Annotated in this window: 22 protein-coding genes; 13 read left to right on the top strand and 9 right to left on the bottom strand. The window is 44.3% G+C overall.

Going from position 1 to position 24,039, the window contains the following annotated elements:
• Nucleotides 1-406 precede the first annotated feature (406 nt).
• The 7 genes from ACTXGJ_RS07280 (at nt 407) to ACTXGJ_RS07250 (ending at nt 6,374) form a co-directional block, all read left to right on the top strand.
• Nucleotides 407-934, top strand: coding sequence for a type 1 glutamine amidotransferase domain-containing protein (locus ACTXGJ_RS07280; RefSeq protein WP_439242206.1), 528 nt, complete (start codon nt 407-409; stop codon nt 932-934).
• 100 nt (nt 935-1,034) lie between these two features.
• Nucleotides 1,035-1,196 carry a hypothetical protein gene (locus tag ACTXGJ_RS07275; RefSeq protein ID WP_443565518.1) on the top strand — a complete coding sequence of 54 codons (162 nt, stop codon included), beginning with the start codon at nt 1,035-1,037 and terminating at the stop codon, nt 1,194-1,196.
• Nucleotides 1,197-1,256: 60 nt separating this feature from the next.
• Nucleotides 1,257-1,433 carry a hypothetical protein gene (locus ACTXGJ_RS07270; protein ID WP_439242210.1) on the top strand — a complete coding sequence of 59 codons (177 nt, stop codon included), beginning with the start codon at nt 1,257-1,259 and terminating at the stop codon, nt 1,431-1,433.
• Nucleotides 1,434-1,784: 351 nt separating this feature from the next.
• On the top strand, nt 1,785-2,054 hold the full coding sequence (gene rpsO, locus ACTXGJ_RS07265; RefSeq protein ID WP_439275180.1) for a 30S ribosomal protein S15: 270 nt from the start codon (nt 1,785-1,787) through the stop codon (nt 2,052-2,054).
• 534 nt (nt 2,055-2,588) lie between these two features.
• Complete coding sequence (pnp, locus tag ACTXGJ_RS07260) at nt 2,589-4,697, top strand: polyribonucleotide nucleotidyltransferase (RefSeq protein ID WP_443565569.1); 2,109 nt, start codon at nt 2,589-2,591, stop codon at nt 4,695-4,697.
• A gap of 225 nt (nt 4,698-4,922) precedes the next feature.
• Nucleotides 4,923-5,207 (top strand): type II toxin-antitoxin system RelB/DinJ family antitoxin, encoded by a 285-nt coding sequence (locus ACTXGJ_RS07255; RefSeq protein WP_439242214.1) that lies wholly within the window; start codon nt 4,923-4,925, stop codon nt 5,205-5,207.
• A 243-nt stretch (nt 5,208-5,450) separates the two neighbouring features.
• Nucleotides 5,451-6,374, top strand: a complete 924-nt coding sequence (locus ACTXGJ_RS07250; RefSeq protein ID WP_443565517.1) for a glutaminase — start codon at nt 5,451-5,453, stop codon at nt 6,372-6,374.
• A gap of 61 nt (nt 6,375-6,435) precedes the next feature.
• Here the strand turns inward: ACTXGJ_RS07250 and ACTXGJ_RS07245 are convergent, their stop codons facing one another.
• From ACTXGJ_RS07245 to ACTXGJ_RS07225, 5 genes are all read right to left on the bottom strand, one after another.
• On the bottom strand, nt 6,436-7,344 hold the full coding sequence (locus ACTXGJ_RS07245) for a haloalkane dehalogenase (protein WP_443565516.1): 909 nt from the start codon (nt 7,342-7,344) through the stop codon (nt 6,436-6,438).
• 243 nt (nt 7,345-7,587) lie between these two features.
• Nucleotides 7,588-8,163 (bottom strand): macro domain-containing protein, encoded by a 576-nt coding sequence (locus ACTXGJ_RS07240; protein WP_443565514.1) that lies wholly within the window; start codon nt 8,161-8,163, stop codon nt 7,588-7,590.
• 55 nt (nt 8,164-8,218) lie between these two features.
• Nucleotides 8,219-8,800: a hypothetical protein gene (locus ACTXGJ_RS07235; RefSeq protein ID WP_443565513.1), complete on the bottom strand. Its 582-nt coding sequence runs from the start codon at nt 8,798-8,800 to the stop codon at nt 8,219-8,221.
• A 133-nt stretch (nt 8,801-8,933) separates the two neighbouring features.
• The gene (locus tag ACTXGJ_RS07230) at nt 8,934-9,191 is read right to left on the bottom strand and encodes a YheV family putative metal-binding protein (protein WP_439242224.1); all 258 of its coding nucleotides are present in this window, start codon (nt 9,189-9,191) and stop codon (nt 8,934-8,936) included.
• Entirely contained in the window at nt 9,191-11,371 is a 2,181-nt protein-coding gene (locus tag ACTXGJ_RS07225) for a M3 family metallopeptidase (protein ID WP_443565512.1), read from the bottom strand. The genes ACTXGJ_RS07230 and ACTXGJ_RS07225 overlap by 1 nt, the downstream gene beginning before the upstream one ends.
• Before the next feature lie 425 nt (nt 11,372-11,796).
• Here ACTXGJ_RS07225 and ACTXGJ_RS07220 point away from each other — a divergent pair, with 425 nt between their 5' ends.
• The 4 genes from ACTXGJ_RS07220 (at nt 11,797) to ACTXGJ_RS07205 (ending at nt 15,985) form a co-directional block, all read left to right on the top strand.
• Nucleotides 11,797-12,909 (top strand): AOC03_06830 family ribosome hibernation factor, encoded by a 1,113-nt coding sequence (locus tag ACTXGJ_RS07220; protein WP_439242228.1) that lies wholly within the window; start codon nt 11,797-11,799, stop codon nt 12,907-12,909.
• Nucleotides 12,910-13,089: 180 nt separating this feature from the next.
• Nucleotides 13,090-13,845 carry an endonuclease/exonuclease/phosphatase family protein gene (locus ACTXGJ_RS07215; protein WP_439242230.1) on the top strand — a complete coding sequence of 252 codons (756 nt, stop codon included), beginning with the start codon at nt 13,090-13,092 and terminating at the stop codon, nt 13,843-13,845.
• Between the two features lie 74 nt (nt 13,846-13,919).
• Entirely contained in the window at nt 13,920-14,909 is a 990-nt protein-coding gene (locus ACTXGJ_RS07210; protein WP_443565511.1) for an NADP-dependent oxidoreductase, read from the top strand.
• A gap of 218 nt (nt 14,910-15,127) precedes the next feature.
• The gene (locus tag ACTXGJ_RS07205; RefSeq protein WP_443565510.1) at nt 15,128-15,985 is read left to right on the top strand and encodes an EcsC family protein; all 858 of its coding nucleotides are present in this window, start codon (nt 15,128-15,130) and stop codon (nt 15,983-15,985) included.
• Nucleotides 15,986-16,042: 57 nt separating this feature from the next.
• On the opposite strand, the gene ACTXGJ_RS07200 is transcribed toward ACTXGJ_RS07205, so the two are convergent.
• Genes ACTXGJ_RS07200 through ACTXGJ_RS07190 form a run of 3 tightly spaced genes read right to left on the bottom strand, consistent with a single transcriptional unit; the run spans nt 16,043 to nt 19,557 of the window.
• Nucleotides 16,043-16,684 carry an alpha-ketoglutarate-dependent dioxygenase AlkB family protein gene (locus ACTXGJ_RS07200; RefSeq protein ID WP_439242236.1) on the bottom strand — a complete coding sequence of 214 codons (642 nt, stop codon included), beginning with the start codon at nt 16,682-16,684 and terminating at the stop codon, nt 16,043-16,045.
• 12 nt (nt 16,685-16,696) lie between these two features.
• Entirely contained in the window at nt 16,697-17,584 is an 888-nt protein-coding gene (locus tag ACTXGJ_RS07195) for an alpha/beta fold hydrolase (protein ID WP_443565509.1), read from the bottom strand.
• Between the two features lie 56 nt (nt 17,585-17,640).
• Nucleotides 17,641-19,557, bottom strand: coding sequence for an ABC transporter ATP-binding protein (locus ACTXGJ_RS07190; protein WP_443565508.1), 1,917 nt, complete (start codon nt 19,555-19,557; stop codon nt 17,641-17,643).
• 283 nt (nt 19,558-19,840) lie between these two features.
• Between ACTXGJ_RS07190 and ACTXGJ_RS07185 the strand changes: the two genes are divergently transcribed.
• Both ACTXGJ_RS07185 and ACTXGJ_RS07180 read left to right on the top strand, forming a co-directional pair.
• On the top strand, nt 19,841-20,764 hold the full coding sequence (locus ACTXGJ_RS07185) for an EamA/RhaT family transporter (protein WP_443565507.1): 924 nt from the start codon (nt 19,841-19,843) through the stop codon (nt 20,762-20,764).
• Between the two features lie 207 nt (nt 20,765-20,971).
• On the top strand, nt 20,972-21,862 hold the full coding sequence (locus tag ACTXGJ_RS07180; RefSeq protein ID WP_443565506.1) for a fructose bisphosphate aldolase: 891 nt from the start codon (nt 20,972-20,974) through the stop codon (nt 21,860-21,862).
• 96 nt (nt 21,863-21,958) lie between these two features.
• Here ACTXGJ_RS07180 and thiC read toward each other — a convergent pair whose 3' ends face one another.
• Nucleotides 21,959-23,947, bottom strand: a complete 1,989-nt coding sequence (gene thiC, locus ACTXGJ_RS07175; RefSeq protein ID WP_443565568.1) for a phosphomethylpyrimidine synthase ThiC — start codon at nt 23,945-23,947, stop codon at nt 21,959-21,961.
• Nucleotides 23,948-24,039: the final 92 nt, after the last annotated feature.

Genomic DNA, 24,039 nt, shown 5'->3' with positions numbered 1-24,039 from the left:
TCAGTTACTAGTGAATTACATTAATCACATACTCATACATTTCATTGCAGGTTTCGTGTATAACGAAACCTGCTTTTTTTATACAGTAGTTAAGTCAGCTAGGGAAAGCTTGGCGTAAAAGATAAATAATAATAAAAGGTCAAAATAATAAAAAAACAATGATCTAAGAAGATAAGAACAAGGTAGATAATAAAAAGAAGTTAAATAATGACTATAACTCAAATTAAGGATGGGTTTGTCACAGACTACTATTGCAACCAAAAACGGTAAGGAGAGCTTAAGTCATAAAATTATAATAACTTTTTAATAAGATGACTCTAATCCACAATAATTAAAATAATAAGTCTATTAACAATAATTATAATATTAATAAGATAAACGAATATTACGAAAAAAGGGGTGCTCCATGAAGACTATTGCGTTTTTATTACATAATAACTTTGAACAAGCTGAGTACGAAGAGGTCAACAATAAGCTCAAAGACAAAGGCTACAAGACAATACTTATCACGACCAACGACGATAAGACAGTCCAAGCTATGAATCAAGATGTTAATAAAGGCGATACTTTTACTGCCGATATCTTTGCTAAAGAGGCGAATACCGATGAGTATGATGCTTTAGTATTGCCAGGCGGTACTGTTAACGCTGATACCATTCGAGGTAACGAGCAAGCTCATAGCATCATAAAAGCAATCAGTAATAGCGATAAAACCTTAGCTGTCATCTGTCATGCGCCTTGGGTACTTATTAATACCGGTATCGCTAAAGGTAAAACTTTAACCGCTTATCACTCATTACAAACAGATTTAGAGAACGCTGGAGCGACTTTCGTTGATAAGACCGTACAAGTCGATGGCAACTTAATCACCTCGCGTAACCCGGACGACATTGATAACTTTGTTGAAGCTATTGACAAGGCGCTTTCTAAATAAGCGAATTTCTAACTAGTATCACTATATTCTAGTGGCTACATAATTCAATAAAAAATCATTCTATAACGATAACTTAACTTAACTTAAAGAGGATACGACCATGACACAGCCTAACCCAAATGATACTAAGCTTGAGCAACAGCGTTCAGAGTCAGCAGAAGCCGCACTGAAAAGCCAAACTGAAGATAACCATACTACAAATAGCGAAGCAGCTGCAGATCGTATCGCTGATAACTTAGAAGAAGCTAAGAAAGACAAATAGCTAAAACTTTAGTGTTAATAGTTTAAATACCAACACGATAACTGTGATTAGGGAGATAGCATGGATCAGTCAGAGAAAAATATGGACAAAGAAGAAAAAAGAATTGAAGAGTTAGCCAATGATATCAATCCGAAAGAAGACAAAAGTCCTGATAGCTTAGCTGAAGCGACAACTGCTCCTTTAGATAACGATGCTTTAGGCGGTACGGCTAAAGAAGATGATTTAAACAAAAAGTAAATTATCTGATGCCGTGTCATCACGCTATAAACGGTTCAAACTACTGCGAATAATTGCTGCTAGTTGAGCCGTTTTTTGTTATACTAGCGCCTAGTTTTAGTAAGGGTTGAATTGTAGTCTTCAGAACTACAGACTTATTAATATTTTAAGTTTATCACTGTTATAGTTTATGACCTTGGTATTGATTACTCCTTATTTGAAGCTCAAACACTAAGCATGCTTTTCAGTAGGGTAACTCTAGTAATGCAGGGTTATCCTGAATGATAAGTAAGCTATTTTATTTACCTTATAGTTTGATAACGGTTCAAATTTGTTGAACAAGTTATTTAGCTTTTAGCATTGCTGGAGAATATTATGCTAACAAACACCGATCGCGAACAAATTATCGCCCAATACCAACGCGGCGAAAACGATACTGGCTCCCCAGAAGTACAAGTTGCTCTATTGAGTGCCCGTATCAACGATCTACAAGACCATTTCAAAGAGCATAAAGGCGATCATCACAGCCGCCGTGGTCTTATCCGTATGGTTAACACTCGCCGTAAACTACTTGATTACCTGAAAGGTAAAGATCTAGGTCGTTATTCTACTTTGATCAGCCAATTAGGTCTGCGTCGTTAATTTAACCTCTACCTACAAGGTATGTGAGGTTAATGAAGTAAGACTTGAGCAGTATAAAGCGGTGTGGAATAGTTTCACACCGCTTTTTTTATGGCTGCATCTATAGTTATCTAGTTATCGTTATTTTGCGGCTCAGTAAAGGTGGCAACAGAGATACTGCGAAAGATAAGAGATAACAAGTCACTAACATAAAGAGTGCTTAGCTTTGCAATTAATTGGTCAAGGGCCACAAATCTCTGTAAAATAGGCGATGGTATAAAAGTGCTACTAGAACTATTGATACTATTAATGTTATCAAGTTAGCGTTATCAAGTTTATAAAGAAGTAAAATATAATATATGGATTTTTATTCAGTGCCAGTACTTGCACAGTAATCACTATAGGCGCGGTGGAGCTTATTTAGCTTATCGATAATCACTAGACGCCAAAGCCTTTATTTAAAAGTTTTAACGAGCGATAAGCGCACTGTCTATACAGGCGACTATCCTTTTCGTCATCTAACATTAGGAAAAAACTTATATGTCAAATCAGTCAATGTTTAATACTATTACCCGTGAATTTCAGTACGGTGATCAGCAAGTCGTTATTGAGACCGGCCGCGTTGCCCGTCAGGCCAACTCCATCATGGTACATATGGGCGGCGTGACAGTGTTGGTCGCAGCGGTAGTGAAGTCTGAAGCTAAAGAAGGACAAAACTTCTTTCCACTAACCGTAAACTATCAAGAAAAAATGTACGCGGCAGGTAAAATTCCGGGCGCTTATGGCAAGCGCGAAGGTCGTGCAAGCGAAAATGAAACCTTAACCTCACGTCTTATTGACCGTCCGATTCGTCCGCTATTCCCTGAAGGCTATGTCAATGAAATCCAAATCACAGCGACTGTAGTTTCGTCAGACAAGACTCAGTCTGCCGATATCGCTGCCCTTATTGGCGCTTCAGCGGCGTTAGCTATCTCTGATGCGCCATTTAATGGCCCAGTTGCAGCGGCGCGTGTTGGCTTTATGAATGGCGAATATGTTCTAAACCCAACGCTTGAGCAGCTCAAAGAAAGCGATCTTGATCTAGTCGTTGCTGGTACTAAGTCTGCGGTATTGATGGTTGAGTCTGAGGCCGCTGAGCTATCAGAAGATCAGATGTTAGGTGCAGTACTCTATGGTCATGAACAGCAGCAAATTGTTATCGATAACATCATCTCGCTAGCTGAAGAAGTCGGTATAGCCAAGCAGCAGTATGAAGCGCCAAAACATGACGAAACCTTAGAAAAAGGTATGAAAGAGCAGTTCGGCGCGCAAGTAGCGGACGCTTACAGCATCAAAGATAAGCAAGATCGCTACACCAAACTTGACGAAATCAAAGACGCTGCCATCGAAGCGCTGGCCGGTGACACCGAAGCTGAAGACTACAGTAGTAAAGTTGCTGAGCTAAAAGACATCTATAACGACCTTAAATATCGCACTGTTCGCGATAATATCTTATCCGGTAAGCCGCGTATCGATGGTCGTGATCTTGAGACAGTTCGTGCCCTAGATGTGCAAGTTGGTGTGCTTCCTTATACACATGGTTCAGCGCTATTTACTCGCGGCGAGACGCAAGCTTTGGTTACCACAACCTTGGGTAACAGCCGTGATGTCAATATGATTGACTCATTAGCCGGTACGATCCGTGACCATTTCATGCTGCATTATAACTTCCCGCATTTTTCAGTGGGTGAGACGGGCCGCGAAGGTATTCCAAAACGCCGTGAGATCGGCCATGGTCGCCTAGCGCGCCGCGGTGTACAAGCGATGCTACCGGACAGTGAACGCTTCCCGTACGTCATCCGCGTGGTATCAGAGATTACTGAATCGAACGGCTCTTCTTCTATGGCTTCTGTTTGCGGTGCAAGCTTAGCGTTAATGGATGCCGGCGTACCGATCAAAGCACCGGTTGCTGGTATCGCTATGGGTCTGGTCAAAGAAGGCGAGCGCTTTGCCGTCTTATCTGACATCTTAGGTGATGAAGATCATCTTGGCGATATGGACTTTAAAGTCGCAGGCTCAAAAGACGGTATCACTGCGCTACAGATGGATATCAAAATCGAAGGGATTACCCCGGACATCATGGAGCAAGCGCTAAAACAAGCTCATGCTGGTCGTATCCATATCTTAGACGCGATGAATAAAGTATTGCCAGAGAGCCGTACTGAAATCAATGCTCATGCGCCTAACTATGCGGTCATCGAGATCAATCCTGACAAAATCCGTGATGTCATCGGTAAAGGTGGCGCGATGATTCGTCAGCTTACTGAAGAGACAGGCGCAGTCATCGATATCGATGATGCGGGTACAATTCGTATCTTTGGTGAGAACAAAGCGGCGACTAAAGCCGCTATCAGTAAAATCGAAGCGCTAACGGCTGAAGTTGAAGTCGGTAAAACTTATGAAGGTACGGTTGCTCGTATCGTAGACTTCGGTGCCTTTGTAAACGTTCTGCCAAACACCGATGGCCTAGTACATATCTCACAAATCGCAGAAGAGCGCGTTGAGAATGTCTCTGATTATCTATCCGAGGGTCAAACGGTTAAAGTGCTAGTGCAAGACGTCGATAACCGTGGTCGCATCAAGTTGACTATGAAAGGCGTTGAGCAGGATGCTGCTGCTGAATAAGTCATTTTAGTGATTTAACTGAGTACCAATATAAGAGCCGCTTTGAGTTGTTAATAGCACTTAAGGCGGTTTTTTTTATGCTGCTTATTTACGACATAAAATAATCAAATCAGCTGTGTGTTGCAAAATGGGCTACAAATGCTACAGTAGGTCTAGAGAGTTGTATTCTTGACATGAATAACGTTGACAAAGTCTTTCATTCTGCACACAGGAGTTTAGATATCAATGAGTAAAGATCAGCAGGCATCTATTCATATTCGTTGTGATGAAAAACTAGCAAACGAGTTTAAGCAAGCCGTTGAACAGAATGGCTACACAAAATCGTTAGTTTTACGCGAGCTGATGCAGGAGTATATTGACAATCCTAAAAGACTGAACTTGGCAAGCGAGCAAAACACGATGCAACAGATTATGAAAAAAGAGGAGATAGAAAAAATAGAGCCTCTAAAGGATATGACATCCGACGATTTATTGAAGCTGGCTATAAGAATGGCGCAAAAGCATATATAACTGAATGAACAGAAAATCGAAGCACATCAAAAAAATGACTCACTGTCTTTTTTAATAGTATTTAAGATTTACTTGTTATCGTTAATATATTGTCATAATGTCCTAAAATTTTTTGAGATCGGCTGTTGTTCGCTGTTCAATTTTGCACGCCCGAATTAAATCGTGATTTCTCCGACTTCTTATCCTCTATTTAGTTAAACTCTCCCCCACTTAATAACCCAATAAAAATACGGCTACCCTTTTATGATGCAACAGATTTTAGATGACATTGCCGCCCAAATGGCGTTAGAAACTGAGCGCGGAAAAGTGGCAGATTATATTCCGCAGCTCGCGTATGTCGATCCCAATCAGTTTGGTATTGCTGTCGCGACGCCTGATGGGCAAATCTATTCGGCAGGAGATGCTGATACGCTATTTTCGATTCAAAGTATCTCTAAAGTCTTTACTTTGACCTTAGCCCTTAGCAAGTTGGGGAGTGCGCTTTGGAATCACGTGGGTCGTGAGCCTTCTGGTGACCCTTTTAATTCTATTACCATACTCGAATATGAATCGGGTCGGCCACGCAATCCTTTTATTAATGCAGGCGCCATTGCCGTGGTGGATGCTATAACGATGGGACGCGAGCCCGGGGAGATCTTAGATGAGATACTGCAGTTTGTACACTTTATAGCAGGCGATGAATCGATCTATTTTGATTATAAAGTAGCGACGTCTGAGATCGACCACGAAGATAGAAATGCCGCATTAGCGCATTTTATGAAATCTTTTGGTCACTTACAGCACGATGTCGATAAAATTCTCAATACTTACTTTCATCAATGCTCGATTGCCATGAGCTGTGAGCAATTAGCCCGTGCTGGTCTGTTTTTGGTATCTAATGGTATTAATCAACCCACAGGGGCAAAGGTGATTAGTCCGCAGCAATCCAAGCGGATCAATTCACTAATGATGATGTGTGGTCACTATGATGGCTCTGGAGAGTTTGCCTATCAGGTGGGTCTGCCAGGCAAAAGCGGCGTCGGCGGTGGTATTTTAACGATAGCGCCGGGTAAAGGCGCAATCGCAGTATGGTCGCCCGGCCTAAATCCGGTAGGTAACTCGAAACTTGGGACAAAAGCATTAGAGCTACTGGTAGAGAAGACCGGCTGGTCTGTTTTTTCAAAATAGCAGTAATGGCTTAACGATTTTTAAGTGAGTTTTTAAGTGAATATAATCAGGCTATAAACTCTTAAGGATTATCAGCGATAAATTTGACTATTAGCTCAGCTATACTCTCACCTTGATCCTCTTGTAAAAAATGACCGGCATTAGCAATTGTGGTGTGATTTTGATCTTTAGTACCCGGGATAAGTTTTTGCATCACTCGATCGCCGCCTGCGGTAATGGGGTCAGAGTCGCTGAATAGGGTAATAAAAGGTTTAGTCCATTGGCTCAGTGTCGTCCAAGCTGCGCGGTTATCCTCAGCAGCAGGATCATCAGGTGTGGTTGGCACTAGTACAGGGAACTGCCGAGCGCCTTCTTTATAGGTCTCATCAGGGAAGGGCGCATTGTAGGCCTCAATGACCGACTGGGGTAGCTCAGTAGTTGTACCGCTTTTGATGATACCGCCGATATGAAACTCAGGTGTGTCTTGCGAGAACTGCTGCCACTGACGAAAGCTCTCACCAGGGTCATGATCGCCGGTAGGGAGCATGGTATTGCCAGCCGCAACCCGGGCAAAGCGCTCAGGGTTATCTGCGACCAAACGTAGTCCGATTAGACCGCCCCAATCTTGACAAAACAGAGTTATATTCTGCAACTCTAGCTGATCCAGTAGCGATTGCATCCAGCCGACATGGCGCTGATAAGTGTAGTCTGTACGTGAGGCAGGCTTGTCTGAGCGCCCAAACCCCGGCAAGTCTGGCGCGATAACACGGTGCCCGGCTGCGGTCAGAATCGGTATCATCTTACGATACAGATAGCACCATGATGGCTCACCATGCAAAAGTAATATAGGGTCAGCGTCTTTATTGCCTTCATCTAAATAATGCACGCGCAGCTCGCCTCTGTCGCCATCATCAACCATCAGATAATTTGGCGCAAAGTCAAAGTCGGGTAAATTATCAAAATGTGAATCGGGCGTTCTGAGAGTTTTCATAGACAGTCCTTTTGTCAATTGAATCACAATACTGTAAATTACGACGCTTTAAATCAAGATGCTTTAAGTCGTGACACTCGTCGCAGCTTAGCAAAAGTCTCGCTCGTCGCTTTAGTCCTTAAGCAGTAAACACTATTTTTTAGCACATTTTGATTTTTCTTTACAAGGTATTTTACAAAATACGCTATAAACGCAAGTGATTAGATGACGCTGCAAAAGAAGCTGTTTTATGAAAAGCATGTATTACAGCGCAACACTCTTTGGAACATGCACTGCAATACGTAACTTAGGGAGCGGCTCTAGGTGCTGAGTAATTAAGGGCAGGACCACTGAGTGCCAGTCCAAAGGAATCAGTGTCTTTTCTGTTGACAAGCTAGCACTATTGTTTTCATTCATATTAGCAGAATTATGAGAGAAGAAAGGACGTGCCAATAAAGCCGCTTTACGCACGCCTTGATAGCGAATCAGTGGCCTTAGCTGCTGTTGCAGGTCTATAAGGGCTGACGTGAGCCAGCGGGTGCGAGCAGGATGATAAGGGTGATTAGAGATGACTAAATTGACAATGTAACTCGGCTGATTACTATTGTGCGAGGCGCTAAGACCGGCGAGCTCACGTTGGCGTTTGTGCAGTAAGCAGCTGCCAACCATTAGGCTACCATCACGGCACGCATGACGATAGCGCTGATAGTTATCAGGATAAAGGGTTTTGCAGCGCGTTAAGATGGGATCTAAAAGAATGCCAGCGCTGTTGACTGGCAAAATAAGGACTTGCGCGTTACCGTTCAGAATAGGCGTATGGGTTTGCTCGATAGTAGCCATGACGATCTTCTTATTCCTAATAGCTTTGGCAAGTAAAAGCTCACTGACTAGATCATTACTGAGCCGCTTGCTCGGCTTCTAACTCAGCGATTTGTTGTTCGAGTAATTCGATTTGCTGCGCTTTCATCTGCGTTAAACTTTTAGTCATTTCTACTTGCTCAGTGTCTATATCTTCTTGCTCTTTTAGGCGCTGACGCTCATCCGCTAAGCGATCAATCTCTTCTTTCGCTAGCGTATCAGTCTTTGGTATAGGCGCATTAATAATAGCTTTCGAACTCGGTATTGCTACCTTTGATTTCTTATCAGTGGTAGAAGCTCTATCAGCGCTCAAATTTCCATCAGTTAAATTATCATTAATAGAGCCCTCAATAGCATTATCACCGCTAGTATCCGACTCGATAATAGTATCTTCTGCACTAGGCTCAGCAGACTGAGCAGCATCTTTTTGCTGGGCTACTGTAGGCGGCGCTACCATAGGAGTGACGGTAGTATCAGAAGAAGGTTGTGACCAAAATAGATAGCCAATTATGAGTATAGGCAAAAGTAATATTGCCACTAGCCATTTTTTATGACGCGGTTTTGCAGACTGGGATTTTTTAACCTTGCTAAAGGTAGAACGCGGTTTTTTGGAGGTCATACGCTTGTCGGTGGCTACTAATAAGTCAGTTGGCTATACTATAACAAAAATATAGCAAACTGAAAGTAAAAAGCCTATCTGTTGATAGGCTTTAAGAGTAAAGACGGAACTATAAAAACACTTGTCTCTTTGCTCAAGGTTTAAACTTGACCGTACCGCTAGTCCCTGTCGGCATAGCATCGCGTGCTAGCTGATCTTCAAGATGATTTTTGGCACTTATTTCATCAGAATCAGGGCGACGCTCGCTATGATCGCATTGGGTACACTCAATATATTCATCCGCCTCAGGTACGAAGATGTTGACTTGTACGATAGCATCTAATGCCTGGCATTTAGGACAGCGCACACCTGCTAAAAATCGACGTTTAGGGCGTTCAGACTGATAACGCATTAGCTGGCCTCGTTTGTGATCGGCGTATCCATATTGTCAAAACCGCTATGGCGCAGTAGGGCATCGATACTAGCGCTGCGACCACGGAAGTTCTCAAAATTGGTCTTAGCAGGCAAGCTTCCTCCTACTGATAGTACGGTATCGCGAAACGCCTTGCCAGTATTGGGGTTGAAAATGCCTTCTTCTTCAAATTTACTAAAGGCATCGGCGGATAAGAGCTCGGCCCATTTATAGGAATAATAACCCGCCGCATAGCCGCCTGCGAAGATATGGCTAAAGCCATTGGCAAAACGGTTATAATCAGGCGTATCCATAATAGCGATATCGGCGCGTACCGCATTTAACGTGGCTAAAATACCTTCATAATCGGGAGCAGGCGTCTGCGCGTGAATGAGCAAGTCAAACAAGGCAAACTCGACTTGACGCAACGTTTGCATACCGCTTTGGAAGTTTTTGGCTGCGAGTAGGGCATCGAGTTTATCTTGCGGTAAAGGCTCGCCAGTCTTGACGTGACTGCTGATAAGTGCTATACCCTCAGAATCCCAAGCCCAGTTCTCCATAAACTGGCTCGGTAGCTCGACGGCGTCCCATTCCACGCCGTTGACGCCGGCCACATCGCCGACGCTCACTTGTGTCAGTAGATGGTGCAGACCATGACCGAACTCATGAAACAGAGTCAATACTTCGTCATGAGTGAGTAAGCTAGGTTTGCCGGCGAGAGCTGGAGTAAAGTTACCGACCATAAAGCAAACGGGAAGCTGCTCATAACTCTCATCATCATAGCGATAGCGCGCTTGGAAACCGCTCATCCAAGCGCCGCCGCGCTTACCACTACGCGCAAATAAATCAAAGTAAAACCCACCAATCAAGCTGTCATCGCTATCGAACAGCTGATAGAAGCGCACGTCATTGTGCCAAAGCGAAGCGGACTCAGTAGTTTTATTATTGGCCTGATTTTGCTCAATAACCCTGATGCCATAAAGCCGCTTAACTATCGCAAATAATCCCTCAATGACTCTTGGTAAAGGAAAATAAGGGCGTATGGCTTCTTGCGATAGATTAAATTTATTTTGCCTTACTTTTTCGGCGATATAGGCGTTATCCCAGGGCTGCAAGTCCGTAATACCATAATCTTTAGCGCATGCTTGTAACTGTGCTAAATCTTGCTGTGCAACCGGCGTAGCCTTAGCGGCTAAGTTTCGTAAAAACGTCTCGACCTCGAGTACGTTATCCGCCATCTTAGTAGATAAGGACACTTCGGCATAGTTATCAAAGCCAAGCAGAGCCGCTTTTTGTTCCCGCAGCTGTAGGATATCGCTCATGATATCGGCATTGTTTAGCGACTCGCCTTTCGCATTGGTATGAGTATCAAACTCTGAAGCGCGCGTGACGTAAGCGTGATAAAGCATCTCGCGTAGCTGACGATCATCAGCGTGTGTCATCACGGCTAAATAGACAGGAATATTGAGCGTCGCCACATAATAAGGCGTCGGCAAAGCATCGATCTCAGCTTGCGTCAGCTTATCGCTGGCCAGTTCGCGAGCTTTATACTGCTCGCCTGCATCGGCTAGTAGATCTAGGCCACTATCCGTCAAGCCCGCCAATTGCTCAGATTGCAAAGGCAAAGCGTAAGCTTGGGTCGCATCCAAAATGTGATCGGAGAAAGTCGCGGACAAAGTCGATAGCTTGCTTTGAATAGCGGCAAACTGCTCCTGCTGCGCTTTAGGCAGCGCCACTCCTGAAAGCTCAAATCTTTGTAGCGCCAAAGCAATCGCCCGCGTGCGAGCAGGCTCAAGCTGAGAGTAGAGCTCTGCATCATTAATGATAGCTTGGTAGCGATCAAAAAGCGGCTTGTGTTGTCCGACACGAGTACCATAAGCCGATAGCAGCGGTAGCAACTCATGATGCACATGGCGAATGTCGTCATCACTCATCACGCTATTTAGATGCGACAACACACCCCAACTACGATCTAATGCTAGGTTAATGTGATCGAACTGCATGACGTCGCTAAGCGCCTGTTCAGCACTTATCGGCGTAAAATCCTTATCTTGAAAGGCGCTAAGCTGATCCAAAAACGCATTGGCTGCATCGATAGCTGCTGTGACTTTTTGTTGCAAGTGACTAGGCGTCGCCGAAGGAAAATCAACAAGGCGCAAATGAGGAGCTAGGGCAGTCATAGGAATATCCAAAGTAAAGATTAAAGAATGTATAAGATAAAAGATGGGTATGTTTGACTTAGAATGCAAGCCGCAATCTTTTATAGCTATGAGAAATGAGAGCTAGTCTTTTTTTACTTATTGCACTATTGCAGTGATGACAGAGAGCTTAGGGTTCGCATTAGCCATCGCTTGATTACAAAGCCTTATCATTTGCTTGCAAAGCAACCATATAGCTTATAGAGTGAAATTGCTAGCATCATAGTAGTCCTAATGAGAATTCCTAATACCAGTCATTTTATAAGTAACTATCTTGTAATGACTAGTAGTAATAAATGGAATAATTAGGAGGATTAACGAGTTATGAGTTTTCAATGTTACCACCACAATTACTAGAAAATAGAACTATTAAAAGACCAACGATAATAAAATAAGGAGCATGATTTATGAAAGCGACGCTTAAGAGTTTACGCGAAACCAAAGCTAACCCAGCGGTAAGCATTTTTGTCAAAACGCACCGTGAGCATCCTGCAAATGAACAAGATCCTATTGCCCTAAAAAATCAGCTAAAAGTCGCCGAAGATCGTCTAAATAAAGAATATGATAAACAGACTGCGACAACGATTTTAGAAGGTATTTATGCCAAAACCAATGAGCTAAACCATAACTATAATCTAGATACTCTAGCTATTTTTGCAAGTACTGATGATGTGCAGGTTATGCGTATGCCTCTTGACACGACAGAGCGTGTGGTCATTTCCGATAGCTTTGCCACGCGCGATTTAGTCCGTGATATGGCAAGCGCGGTACATTTCTATACAGTGGTTATTACTCGTGATATGGCGCGTTTGATTGAAGCGTCTAATGATCGAGTAGTAGCAGAATTTCATCCCGATGATGATAAGCAAAATAACATGGAAAACATTCCTTTTCCAATAGAGAATAATGGCCTGTATACCACTGGTGATGGCGGTTCTGATCGCTCATCAAATAACGAGAGTAGCTATCTCAAAGAGTTTTTTAATCAAGTTGATAAAAGCGTACAGGAGCTATGGGGCGAGCATAAAATGCCGCTAGTGATCGTCGGCGATGCAAAAAACATTGGATATTATAAAGAAGTCTGTGATCGTCCTGACAATATCATCGCCACAGTGTCTAATGTGACGCATCTAGATGATGGCAGCGCCCAGCATATTGTCGATAGCGTCCAAGAAGCGGTTGAAGAATATCGTAGCTCTTTACATCAAGAAGCTATGGGCGAGATTGACAAAGCGCGCGGCGCAGAGATGTTACGCACCGACTTACAAGAAGTGTATCGCGGCGCATTCCAAGGAGCTGGCGAGACATTATATGTGCGTCGTTGGTATATTCAACCGGCTAAGATTGACGAAAAAGCGCAATCTTTGACCATCGCTGAAGACGCTTCTGCAGAAGGTGTTACAGATGATGCAATTGGCGTTATTATCGAACACGTTATGCATAATGGCGGCGATGTTATCTTTTTACCGGAAGAGATTATGGGTGAAGATCAGCCGATTGCTCTGGTTACTCGCTACTAATGAGCGGTTATTAAGTCACGATTTGTTATTAGATTATGACTGTAAAGCATAAAGAGATCTTAACAGGGCATTGGTTCGCTACGGATCAATGCTTTTTTATCTTAACTGTATGGTTAAATGATGATTTTACTATCACTTTACGAAACTAAAACTCTTTCTTAGATCAAGAATATCAACTCTATGACTACACAATCTTTTATTTTAACCAGTTATAACATTCATAAAGGCATGTCGCCACTGAATCGGCAGGTCAAAATGCAAGGTATTGCCCAAGCACTAGAGTCCATCGGCTCTGATGTCTTGTGCTTGCAAGAAGTCCAAGGGCAGAATCTCAAACGCAATATGCAGTACAATGAATACCCTGATCAGTCGCAGCATGAGTGGTTTGGCGAATATCTGCAACTACAAAATAGCTATGGCAAAAACTCAGAGTACGAAAACGGTCATCACGGTAATGCAGTATTAAGCCGGTTTCCATTAGACCCTAAGCACAATGTCAATATCACGGTGAATAAACTAGAGCAACGCGGGGTTTTACATTGCGAAGTACAGCCCTTAGGATGGGATAAGCCGGTAGTTATCTTGTGTGCGCATTTGAATCTGTTTGAACGTGATAGAGTCAAGCAATACGAAGCTATTAGTCAATATATGCGTAACGAGATTGCGGATGATCAGCCGCTTATTTTGGCGGGCGACTTCAATGATTGGAAGCGGATGTCTTGCGATAGATTGGCTTCTGATTTAGGTATGGTAGAAGCGTTTAGACGCTGTCATGGTAAGCTATCACCGACTTTTCCTGCCAAACTGCCCGTACTGAGTCTGGACCGGATCTATGTACGTAACCTAAAAGTCAAAGACGCTTGGGTGCATACTGGCAAGCCTTGGTCTACCTTATCTGACCACCTACCGATTAGCGCTGAGTTTACGGAATTGTAGCGCTCGTCCTAGGGAATGTTCTTATGATTTAATTGAGGACAAGCTCTAACTAAAAAAATACAGGGAGTATAAAAATGTCCGAACAATCTTTACCCACTAGCCAACACGCTGCTGTCATCCATGAATTCGGCGAACCTGAGGTCATGAAATACCAAAGCGGAGTAGAAGTGCCTGAGCCAAGCGCTGAACAAGTGCTTGTCAAAGTGGCTTATGCCGGTATCAATCCAGTAGATTATAAAACCCGCCAAGGCAAAGGTTGGGGTGCTGATAAAATCCAAACAAATAAATTCGATCATAACCAGCCCGCTATTTTAGGGTTTGATGTGGCAGGAGAGGTGATCAAAAGTAATAGCGCTGAATTTGCCGTAGGCGATAAAGTTGCGGCGCTGAGCTTCGATGGCAGCTGTTATGCTGAGTACGTAGCCGTCGATGCCAAGCTACTAGCTAAAGTGCCAGGCAATATCAGCTTGGAGCAAGCAGGCGCTCTGCCTTGTGTCGGTCAAACCGCACTGCAGTTTGTGCAGTTTGCTGATATAAAGGCGGGTGAGCAAGTGGTTATGAATGCGCCAGCCGGCGGTGTTGGTCAGCTAGTCGTTCAGCTACTAATGAAAAAAGTGGCGCAAGATAATATCAAGCTCACTGTGATTTGCTCGCCTGATAAGTATGACAAACTCGGTAGTTTGATTGATAAAAGCAAGCTAGCCGGCTGGATTGACTACACCAACCAAGAAGCGTTTCCTGAGCTACAAGCTGATGTATTACTCGATTTAGTCGGCGATGAAGCTGGGATAAAAGCTCTGAGCACCATAAAATCTGATGCTCGCGTGTTTGTCCTGCCGACTATCTGGGTCGATAAACTCAAAGCCGCTGGCAGTCAGGCACTCACCATTGAAGGTTATGCTGTCAAACCTAATGGTGAAGATATGGCGCAAGTTTTGCAGCAAGTTGCTGAAGGCGCATTGAAGCTAAACATTCAACAGAGCTATCCTTTGTCAGAGGTGGTAGCGGCTCATACTGAGCTCCAAAAAGGCGATACTTTTGGCAAAATTGTCTTAAAAGTCTAAGATTAAATCAATCACTACAGTAGTCTGTATACGTATCAAAAAGCTAGATAGAGGGAGCCTTTATCTAGCCTTTTTTGGTTGGCTTCTGTCATATCCTTACTAAAGCCCTACCTACTATCGAATTTACTTACAAAGAGCTTTTTCACAAGCTGCTATAGTGATAATCGTCCCAAATATAGCAGCGACTATTTTGCTCATGGGCTACAGGAGAGATAAATATGGATATTAATAACAACACTGACGAGAACTCAGTAGACGATGAGACTTATGCAGCTCAAGCGCGTAAAGAAATTGAAGACTGGAAAAATCCGGATAGTAATTTATTGAATAAGACATTAGCGACGCTTACAGTACCAATCGATAAAGCAGGTGATGCCTTGATGAATGCGCCGCAATTCGGTGATACTCTAAAGCAAGCGACTGAAAAAACGCTAACCACTTTGAGCGATGCCGCTAACTGGAGCTTAGATACTCAAGACGTTATCGAAGCCTATCGAAATGATGCAAACGAAGTAGAAGCATCGGTGAAGAAACTTGAAGATATCAAAGAGCTGCCGCTCGCGGCCGTTGATAAGCAAGTCAAATTATTCAAAAGCAAATATATCGCCTTGACGAGCGCTCAAGGGGTTGCCACAGGTTTAGCAGGCTGGGCAGGTATTCCCGCTGATATTGTCGGGCTACTCACTGCGAATCTGCGCGCTATTGGCGAGTACGGCAGTTATTATGGTTTTGATATGAATGATAAGGGCGAGCAGCTATTTGCAATGTCGCTGCTAGGTATTGCCACCTCTACCTCAAGCAATGAGCGTCAATCGGCAGTAGCAGAGACTTTTGCGCTGGTTAAAGATCCTGAAACGATGGCTTTTAATCAAGTGAATGAAGAGCTGATGTCGCGCGTGTTAAGGCAGACTGCTACTAAAGTTGCTAGTAATTTGGTCAAAACCAAAGCGGCGCAAATTATCCCTGCAGTAGGAGCAGTGGTCGCTGGCGGCGTCAATGCTAATTATACTTCAAGCATATGTGAGGCCGCTTATCAGTGCTATCGTCAGCGTTTTTTAGATCGTCAACAGGGTTAAGATTGTCGCTATCAAAAGTCTTGTTTTTAACTAATGAGTAATAGCTGTTCTAGTCTGTTAGCTTTTATTATTAAGGATCATACGCCGGAAAGTCAGACTGATTCGACCCTCACTTACTGTTTTCGTCTTAGTGATAGTATGCTTCCAGTGGCTTTGCGTCTCACCATGCATAACGATAAGCTGCCCGGACTCCAGATAAAGCTCGACTTTTACGGGCTTGTCTTTGTGTTTGATAGTTTTATGTTTAAAGACAAACTTACGGGTAGCTCCAAGCGATAATGCCGCGATGATAGGCTGCTGACCTAACTCTTTTTCATCGTCGGCGTGGTAGCCCATGCCCTCGCTACCTGTTGGATAGTAATTTAGCAAGCAAGAGTTAAAATCTACTTCAATACCAATACCAGCCAGCTGTTGTTCAACAAGCTGTTTCACGTGAAACACAGACTCTGTCCAAGGCAAAGCTTGCCGCGTATGCCCAGAATATTGATAGCTCAAGCCCACATCACCCATCCAAACGATTTGCCGCTTGGTGATATGCGTCTTACCAAATAAAGTGACGATATCGGCTTGCCAAGGCAGTTGGTGCAACAAGGTCTGATATAGCTTATCGCTATCTTTGACCGCCATACCTAAGTCATTAACCTTACCCTCGTAAGGCAATAAATTATCAGTAGGGTTGGGCGCGAAGAGATCAGTCATAAGCTAAAAATTTTAACGATTAAACTGTTGCACAATGACCTTGGCACATTGCTTCGGAGCTTCTATAGGTAATAGATGCCCGTTCTCGGGCATGATATGGAGCTGATTAACAGGAACGAAATTTCTCCAAGTGCTGCGGACTTTATCATTGATAAAGATAGTCGGTTTGCCGATAATAAGCTGGTAGTAGACTTCTTTTTTTGCGAGTTTCTTAAGCGCACTATCAATATAAGGAATGCCGAAATAGTTGGCTATTTCTTGTTTGGGACTGAAGATAAAAGTATAACGACTATCCTCTTGCTGAATTAAGCTCTCTTTGGCAAATAAATAAAGGTGCTCATCAGAGATACGTCGATAAGCATTTTTCTCACGCAGATTATCATAGTACTCATCGATACTTGCCCAAGTTGCCTTTTTGGTTAACGCACTTGTAAAAGGCTGACGCTTTAGCTTGACCTTGCGAGGTATCAGCTTATAAAGCAACGCTTGCGATTTGGTAAAAGTGACAGGCTCTATAAGGTACAGCTCAGAGAACAAATCAGGACGTTTGGCTGCAGCCATAGCCGTAGCGGTAGCGCCCTGTGAGTGCCCAATACCGATAACGGGACCGTCTTGAGTTTGCTCCAAAAATTTGATCAATAATTCAGCATCTTGCTCACGGGTTAACACTTTTGCCTTTGGCTTATCATACCAATAGCCGCGCATGGCGAGCGAGCTGAGATCAAAACTTGCAGCAAGCTCAGTTAATAATGGCTTGTAATTTCCTACCGTAAAGCCGTTACCGCCATAAAAATGGGCTGGGGGCTTAGCTTGATTATCAGCAGACTCGTTAAGCTTGCTCAAGTCATAATAGCGCGCTTGCTTATTATCAAGTGTAATACTTTTGGCAAATTCTTCCATGACGATCAGACTTCCTTATACTTTTAATTGTTTTAAACTGACTGTAAGATTTGGCTTTAACTCTCTTCACCCAAAAAGCCGCCGCTTTGACGCTGCCAGAGACCTGCATACACGCCTTCTAATTCTAGTAGCTCCTCATGACTGCCTTGTTCGATGATATGGCCTTGATCCATCACTACCAGCCTATCTAGCGCAGCGATGGTTGAGAGGCGATGGGCAATGGCGATAACGGTTTTACCTGTCATGATGTCGTTGAGACTCTCGGTAATGGCAAATTCAATCTCAGAGTCGAGCGCACTAGTGGCTTCATCTAACAAGAGTATAGGCGCATTTTTGAGCATGACGCGCGAGATAGCGATACGTTGACGTTGCCCGCCAGATAGCTTAACTCCGCGCTCACCGACTTGGGTGTCGAGGCCAGTATTGCCTTTATCATCATATAGATCTTTGATAAATTCCCAAGCTTGAGCTTGTTTGGTAGCAAAAATAATCTCTTCGTCAGAAGCGTCAGGGCGACCATAAGCGATATTTTCGCGTACCGTACGATGAAGCAGTGAAGTATCTTGGGTGACCATGCCGATCTGCTGACGCAAGGATTCTTGCGTGACTTGATCAATCGCTTGCCCATCGATACAGATTTGACCTTTATCGACATCAAAAAAGCGTAGGAGTAAATTAACTAGCGTCGATTTGCCTGCGCCTGAGCGGCCGACTAAACCGATCTTTTCGCCAGCTTTTATATCTAGATAAAAATTATCTAGCAGTTTTATCTCAGTCTTAGTCAAAGCCGTGGCTGCCGTGTTGACCTCATCAATGCGCTCGCCTTCGATATCTTCTTCTTCCTCACCCTCGTAGCTAAAGTCGACATGGTCAAAAACGATATGGCCGTCAGTGACCTTTAGCTCCGGGGCGTTTGGCACATCAACGATAGTTTGCGGCGCTGATAAGGTGCGCATGCCGTCTTGTACGGTACCGATACTCTCGAACAGACTAGCCGTTTGCCACATAATCCAGCGCGTCAGTCCATTCAGACGCAGTGCCATAGCGGTCGCAGCAGCAATAGCGCCAACCCCAACCGCTCCTTGCTGCCAGAGATATAAGCCAATACCTGCGGTACTGCTGACTAAAATCACACTGATTAAATGAGTAGAAACTTCAAGATAGCTGACCCAGCGCATCTGCGCGTGTACGGTCCCCAAAAACTGCCCCATAGCGTTTTTGGCATAGCCCAGCTCTCGGCGAGAGTGGCTAAATAACTTGACCGTCATAATATTGGCATAGGCATCAGTGATACGCCCAACCATCAAAGCGCGAGCGTCGGCTTGCACGACAGCGGTACGTTTGAGCCGCGGAATAAAATAGCGAATAGTCACAGCCACTAGCACTAACCAAATAGCAAAAGGAATCAGCAGCAAGCTATCTAAATTAAATAAAATAATACCGGTGGTCAAAAAATACACTGCCACATAAGTGAACATATCAGTGACGGTCAAGATAGTATCGCGTACCGCCAGCGCAGTTTGCATCACCTTGGCAGAGACACGTCCTGAAAATTCATCTTGATAAAACTGCATGGACTGACCCAGCATCCGCTGATGAAAACGCCAGCGCATCTGCATCGGAAACACTCCTTGCAGCGTTTGAAAGTGGATAAAGGACGATAGCGCAATCCAGAAGGGGCTAATAATTAGCACCGCCAGCATTAGCAGCAGCACATCGCCTTTCTCATCCCATAATGTTTGTGGGGTGTAGATACCGAGCCAATCAACGATATTACCAATCCAAGCAAACAACATTGCTTCATAAACGCCGATACCCGCTGACAAAAACATAAACAGCAATAGCCAGCCGCGCAGACCCTTACTACACGCCCACAAAAACTTTAACAGCCCATCACGAGGTGAGGGCAGCGGCATAGGGGTATCAGGAAAGGCGGATAGCCGGTTTTCAAAAAAGCGAAATAGTGCGTTCATAAGTAATAACAATACATAAGAGCAGTGTAGTAAAGGAAAGGGAAGCCTAAATTTACACGGTAGATGGGATGACTAAATTGGCCTCTATTTTAACAAAACTTAGCACTCCCTCCTGCTGCCTAATTGTAATTTGGCCCTGATAGTTGTTGGCGATACGGCCAAGAAATAGATGGAGTCAAAATTAGCCATTGCTAGTTTAGAAATATATAGTTACATTTAACCCTTTGTCATAAAAGACTGCATAATTCTATCGCTGAATAACAAAAACTAAAGGGTAAGATTAATGATCTATTTAATGGTAGCGGTGCTGTGTAGCGTCGCTGTTTCTGTACTGCTAAAAGTACTTCGTCAAAAAGATATCGATATCCGCCAGACTATCGTCGCCGGTTACCCTGTGGCTTTTTTATTGACGTTAGTCCTGCTAAAACCTGAGCTTAGTGCTATCGAAACCTTAGGGTCGGCTTGGGGTATTATCATCGCACTAGGCATATTATTACCCTTGGTGTTTGTCATATTAGGCCGTGCTATCGCGGCTATCGGTATGGTAGCAACCGATGCCGCTCAGCGTTTGTCTTTGATTATTCCTATTATCGCCGCCTTTTTATTATTTGGTGAGGTGTTGACGAATACACGTATTTTTGGCTTAGCGCTTGGGTTTTTGGCCTTAGGCGCGTTGGTTTATCGCCCGCCGCAAAAGTCTAGTGTGAACACTGATATAAGCACCACTATAAAAACTGAGCATGACTCTACTGCCACTCTAGCTGCGAATAATAATCGTCAGAATACTTTATCCAAAACCCCTTTATGGCTATTTGGCGTATGGGCAGGCTATGGTGTTATTGATATTTTATTTAAACAAGTAGCTAAGCAAGGCGCGGCTTTTCCTTTGACGCTATTTGTCAGCTTTGGCTTGGCAGGATTGTTATTATTCATCTACTTACTGATCACTAGCGTGCGCTGGCAGAGTAGTGCTTTGCTAGCAGGGCTGCTGCTTGGCGCATTGAATATGGGTAATATCTATGCTTATGTGCGTGCCCATCAGGTACTGTCTGAGTCGCCTAGTATTGTCTTTACTGGGATGAATGTTGGGGTTATCACCGTCGCCACCTTGATAGGGGTCGGCGTGTTTAAAGAGCAGCTGAATCGTATTAATATGCTAGGTATCGTATTAGCCATCAGCTGTGTGGCGGTATTATTTTTGGCATAAAATATTTTGAACATGGCCCAAATACTCTGATGTTTTCTTGCGTTCGTTTTACATTGCAATAATAGGCACATCGCTTGTGCTATGGTAAGGTTATTTGTAGACTATTTGGCTTATTATCTGATACTTATAGCCGCTTATAGTGGCATGTACGACCGCTTAATCTTTATCTTTTTTGATCTTTATTCACAACCATAGGATGCATTTGCAATGGACTATCAAAAACAACTAGAAAAAATAAAAAACGGCACAGGCTTTATTGCCGCTCTTGATCAAAGCGGCGGTAGTACGCCAAAAGCGCTAGAAAACTATGGCGTTACAAGCGCTGATTATAGCAATGATGAAGAGATGTTCGATCAAGTACATCAAATGCGCGCACGGATTATGACTTGTGACTGCTTCGATGATAAGCGCGTATTAGGCGCGATCTTGTTCGAGGACACTATGGAGCGTGAGGTCAATGGCAAACCAACGGCAAACTATCTGTGGGAAGATAAAAACATTGTGCCTTTTTTGAAGGTTGATAAAGGTTTAGCGGAGCAGATGAGCGGCGTGCAGGTGATGCGGCCGATGCCAAATCTAAACTTACTATTGGATAAAGCCAAGAACTATCCAGTATTCGGCACTAAGATGCGCTCGGTGATTTATGAGCCAAATGTCGATGGCATTGAGCTTGTGGTGCAACAACAATTCGATGTTGCCAAGCAGATCCTCTCTAAAGGTTTGATGCCTATCGTTGAGCCAGAGGTCAATATCGATAGCGCTGAGAAACATGACTGCGAGCTGCTGCTAAAGGCCGATATCCTACGCCATTTAGAGTTTCTTGATGAGGGTCATCAAGTGATGCTCAAGCTGACCTTGCCAGAAGAAGGCGGCTTTTATCAACAGCTGATCGATCATCCAAAAGTACTCAAGGTGGTGGCTTTGTCTGGTGGCTATAGTCGTCATGAGGCTTGCGAGAAACTTAAACAAAACCCGGGGATGATTGCTAGCTTCTCGCGTGCTTTTACTGAAGGACTGAGCAAGCAGCAAAGCGATAAAGAATTCGCTGATACTATCAATACCTCGATTGAAGAGATTTATGAGGCGTCAAAGGTTTAATCCGACCTTTTTTACTCTTTGACAGATATTATAAAAGCTCGCCGCTAATCTAATTAGCGGCGAGCTTTTTGGTCTATTAGCCGGTCAAATCAAACGTTATACCTCTTTATACAGCTGACGCCCCTCGCGATGATATTTCTCCGTCATCTCTTTCATACCTTGCTCAATGTCTGACTCAGTTATATTATCAGTCAAGCTCTTAGCTTCTCTTGCATCCAAGCCTTTAGCATATTCGCGCACATTTTGGGTAATTTTCATAGAGCAAAACTTCGGGCCACACATGGAGCAAAAATGCGCTGATTTGTGCGCGTCTTTGGGCAGTGTTTCATCATGATATTCACGCGCGGTATCAGGATCGAGAGCTAGGTTGAACTGATCGTCCCAGCGGAACTCAAAACGGGCTTTGGACAAAGCATTGTCACGGGCTTGCGCGCCCGGATGACCTTTGGCCAGATCAGCGGCATGCGCGGCGATTTTATAAGTGATGATACCGTCTTTGACGTCCTTTTTATTCGGCAGTCCTAAATGCTCTTTTGGTGTTACGTAACAGAGCATCGCCGTACCAAACCAGCCGATCATTGCCGCACCAATGGCGCTAGTAATATGATCATAACCGGGTGCGATATCAGTGGTCAGCGGTCCTAAAGTATAGAAAGGCGCATCCGCGCACAGCTCAAGCTGTAAGTCCATATTTTCTTTAATACGGTTCATCGCCACGTGCCCAGGACCTTCGATCATCACCTGTACATCATGCTGCCAAGCGACTTGCGTGAGCTCGCCTAGCGTGCGTAGCTCGCCAAACTGCGCTTCGTCATTGGCATCTTGTAAGCAGCCGGGGCGCAGACCATCGCCTAAGCTAAACGCCACATCGTACTGTTTCATAATCTCGCAAATCTCTTCAAAATGCGTGTATAAGAAGCTCTCTTTATGATGGGCAAGGCACCACTGCGCCATGATCGAACCACCGCGTGAGACGATACCCGTTAAGCGCTTAGCAGTCAGTGGCACATATCGCAGCAGCACGCCGGCATGTATAGTAAAGTAATCGACGCCTTGTTCGGCTTGCTCAATCAGCGTATCACGGAATATCTCCCAAGTGAGGTCTTCAGCGACGCCATCGACTTTCTCTAGCGCTTGGTAAATGGGCACGGTACCGATAGGGACAGGCGAGTTACGAATCAGCCATTCACGCGTCTCATGGATATGGTTGCCCGTTGACAGATCCATAATGGTATCGGCGCCCCAACGTGTCGCCCATGTCATCTTCGACACTTCTTCATCGATAGACGAGCCGAGTGCTGAGTTGCCGATATTGGCGTTAATTTTTACTAAGAAATTGCGTCCGATGATCATCGGCTCAGATTCAGGATGGTTAATATTATTGGGGATAATAGCGCGACCCGCGGCGACCTCAGAACGCACAAACTCAGGGGTGATAGTCTTAGGAGTATTGGCACCAAAGCTCTCGCCATCGTGCTGACGCATGTCGGTGAGCTCATGCTGCTTTTGGGTTTCGCGAATGGCGATGTATTCCATCTCAGGGGTGATGATACCGCGGCGCGCGTAGTACATTTGGGTGACATTGCCTGCGCGACCATCGACGGTTTTGGCACGGCGGGGTTTATCGATATGCGTAAAACGCAAATTTGCAGTGGTGATATCACGTGCGCGCGCTTGTCCGTATGAGCTAGATAGACCGCTTAGCTGTTCGGTATCACCTCGCTCCGCTATCCAGCCCTCGCGCAGCTTTGGTAGGCCTCGGGTCAAATCAATATGGGCATCGGGATCGGTATAGACGCCTGAGGTGTCATAAACATAAAAGGGTGGGTTTTGCTCCCAGTCGGACTCATCAACGCCTTGGATAGGGGTAGGATCAAGGGTGATCTCGCGCATGGGCACTTGTATGTCTGCTCTAGAGCCTTGGATATAGACTTTACGGGAGGCGGGTAAGATACGGTGCAGGTCGCGCGCATCTTCTTCAAAGCGGGTGTCCTTGGCACTACGATGCGCAGGGGTTTTTAGCGCGTCCGCTTTTTTGACAGAGGTGTTTTGCTGGATTTTTGGTGTTACGGTTGAAGTCGTCATATGCTGTCCTAGCGTGTTGTTTTGAATAAAATCAACACCGCCAGTCGCTGCGGGGGTAGCATTTATCATCTAGCAAGTTTAGCTTATGAGCA

The organism is Psychrobacter sp. 1Y11 (assembly GCF_052259045.1).
Lineage (GTDB): Bacteria > Pseudomonadota > Gammaproteobacteria > Pseudomonadales > Moraxellaceae > Psychrobacter.
The sequence above is the reverse complement of the archived record's forward strand: the minus strand, read 5'-3'. Positions and strand labels throughout refer to the sequence as shown.

Coding starts and splice junctions, on each gene's coding strand:
- ACTXGJ_RS07245 (WP_443565516.1), bottom strand. CDS start 7,344: ATGAAAACTCTCAGAACGCCCGATTCACATTTTGATAATTTACCCGAC.
- ACTXGJ_RS07195 (WP_443565509.1), bottom strand. CDS start 17,584: ATGGAAGAATTTGCCAAAAGTATTACACTTGATAATAAGCAAGCGCGC.
- ACTXGJ_RS07225 (WP_443565512.1), bottom strand. CDS start 11,371: ATGACTGCCCTAGCTCCTCATTTGCGCCTTGTTGATTTTCCTTCGGCG.
- pnp (WP_443565569.1), top strand. CDS start 2,589: ATGTTTAATACTATTACCCGTGAATTTCAGTACGGTGATCAGCAAGTC.
- ACTXGJ_RS07280 (WP_439242206.1), top strand. CDS start 407: ATGAAGACTATTGCGTTTTTATTACATAATAACTTTGAACAAGCTGAG.
- thiC (WP_443565568.1), bottom strand. CDS start 23,947: ATGACGACTTCAACCGTAACACCAAAAATCCAGCAAAACACCTCTGTC.
- ACTXGJ_RS07220 (WP_439242228.1), top strand. CDS start 11,797: ATGAAAGCGACGCTTAAGAGTTTACGCGAAACCAAAGCTAACCCAGCG.
- ACTXGJ_RS07205 (WP_443565510.1), top strand. CDS start 15,128: ATGGATATTAATAACAACACTGACGAGAACTCAGTAGACGATGAGACT.
- ACTXGJ_RS07270 (WP_439242210.1), top strand. CDS start 1,257: ATGGATCAGTCAGAGAAAAATATGGACAAAGAAGAAAAAAGAATTGAA.
- ACTXGJ_RS07255 (WP_439242214.1), top strand. CDS start 4,923: ATGAGTAAAGATCAGCAGGCATCTATTCATATTCGTTGTGATGAAAAA.
- ACTXGJ_RS07210 (WP_443565511.1), top strand. CDS start 13,920: ATGTCCGAACAATCTTTACCCACTAGCCAACACGCTGCTGTCATCCAT.
- ACTXGJ_RS07250 (WP_443565517.1), top strand. CDS start 5,451: ATGATGCAACAGATTTTAGATGACATTGCCGCCCAAATGGCGTTAGAA.
- ACTXGJ_RS07180 (WP_443565506.1), top strand. CDS start 20,972: ATGGACTATCAAAAACAACTAGAAAAAATAAAAAACGGCACAGGCTTT.
- ACTXGJ_RS07235 (WP_443565513.1), bottom strand. CDS start 8,800: ATGACCTCCAAAAAACCGCGTTCTACCTTTAGCAAGGTTAAAAAATCC.
- ACTXGJ_RS07185 (WP_443565507.1), top strand. CDS start 19,841: ATGATCTATTTAATGGTAGCGGTGCTGTGTAGCGTCGCTGTTTCTGTA.
- ACTXGJ_RS07275 (WP_443565518.1), top strand. CDS start 1,035: ATGACACAGCCTAACCCAAATGATACTAAGCTTGAGCAACAGCGTTCA.
- ACTXGJ_RS07230 (WP_439242224.1), bottom strand. CDS start 9,191: ATGCGTTATCAGTCTGAACGCCCTAAACGTCGATTTTTAGCAGGTGTG.
- ACTXGJ_RS07200 (WP_439242236.1), bottom strand. CDS start 16,684: ATGACTGATCTCTTCGCGCCCAACCCTACTGATAATTTATTGCCTTAC.
- ACTXGJ_RS07190 (WP_443565508.1), bottom strand. CDS start 19,557: ATGAACGCACTATTTCGCTTTTTTGAAAACCGGCTATCCGCCTTTCCT.
- ACTXGJ_RS07240 (WP_443565514.1), bottom strand. CDS start 8,163: ATGGCTACTATCGAGCAAACCCATACGCCTATTCTGAACGGTAACGCG.
- ACTXGJ_RS07215 (WP_439242230.1), top strand. CDS start 13,090: ATGACTACACAATCTTTTATTTTAACCAGTTATAACATTCATAAAGGC.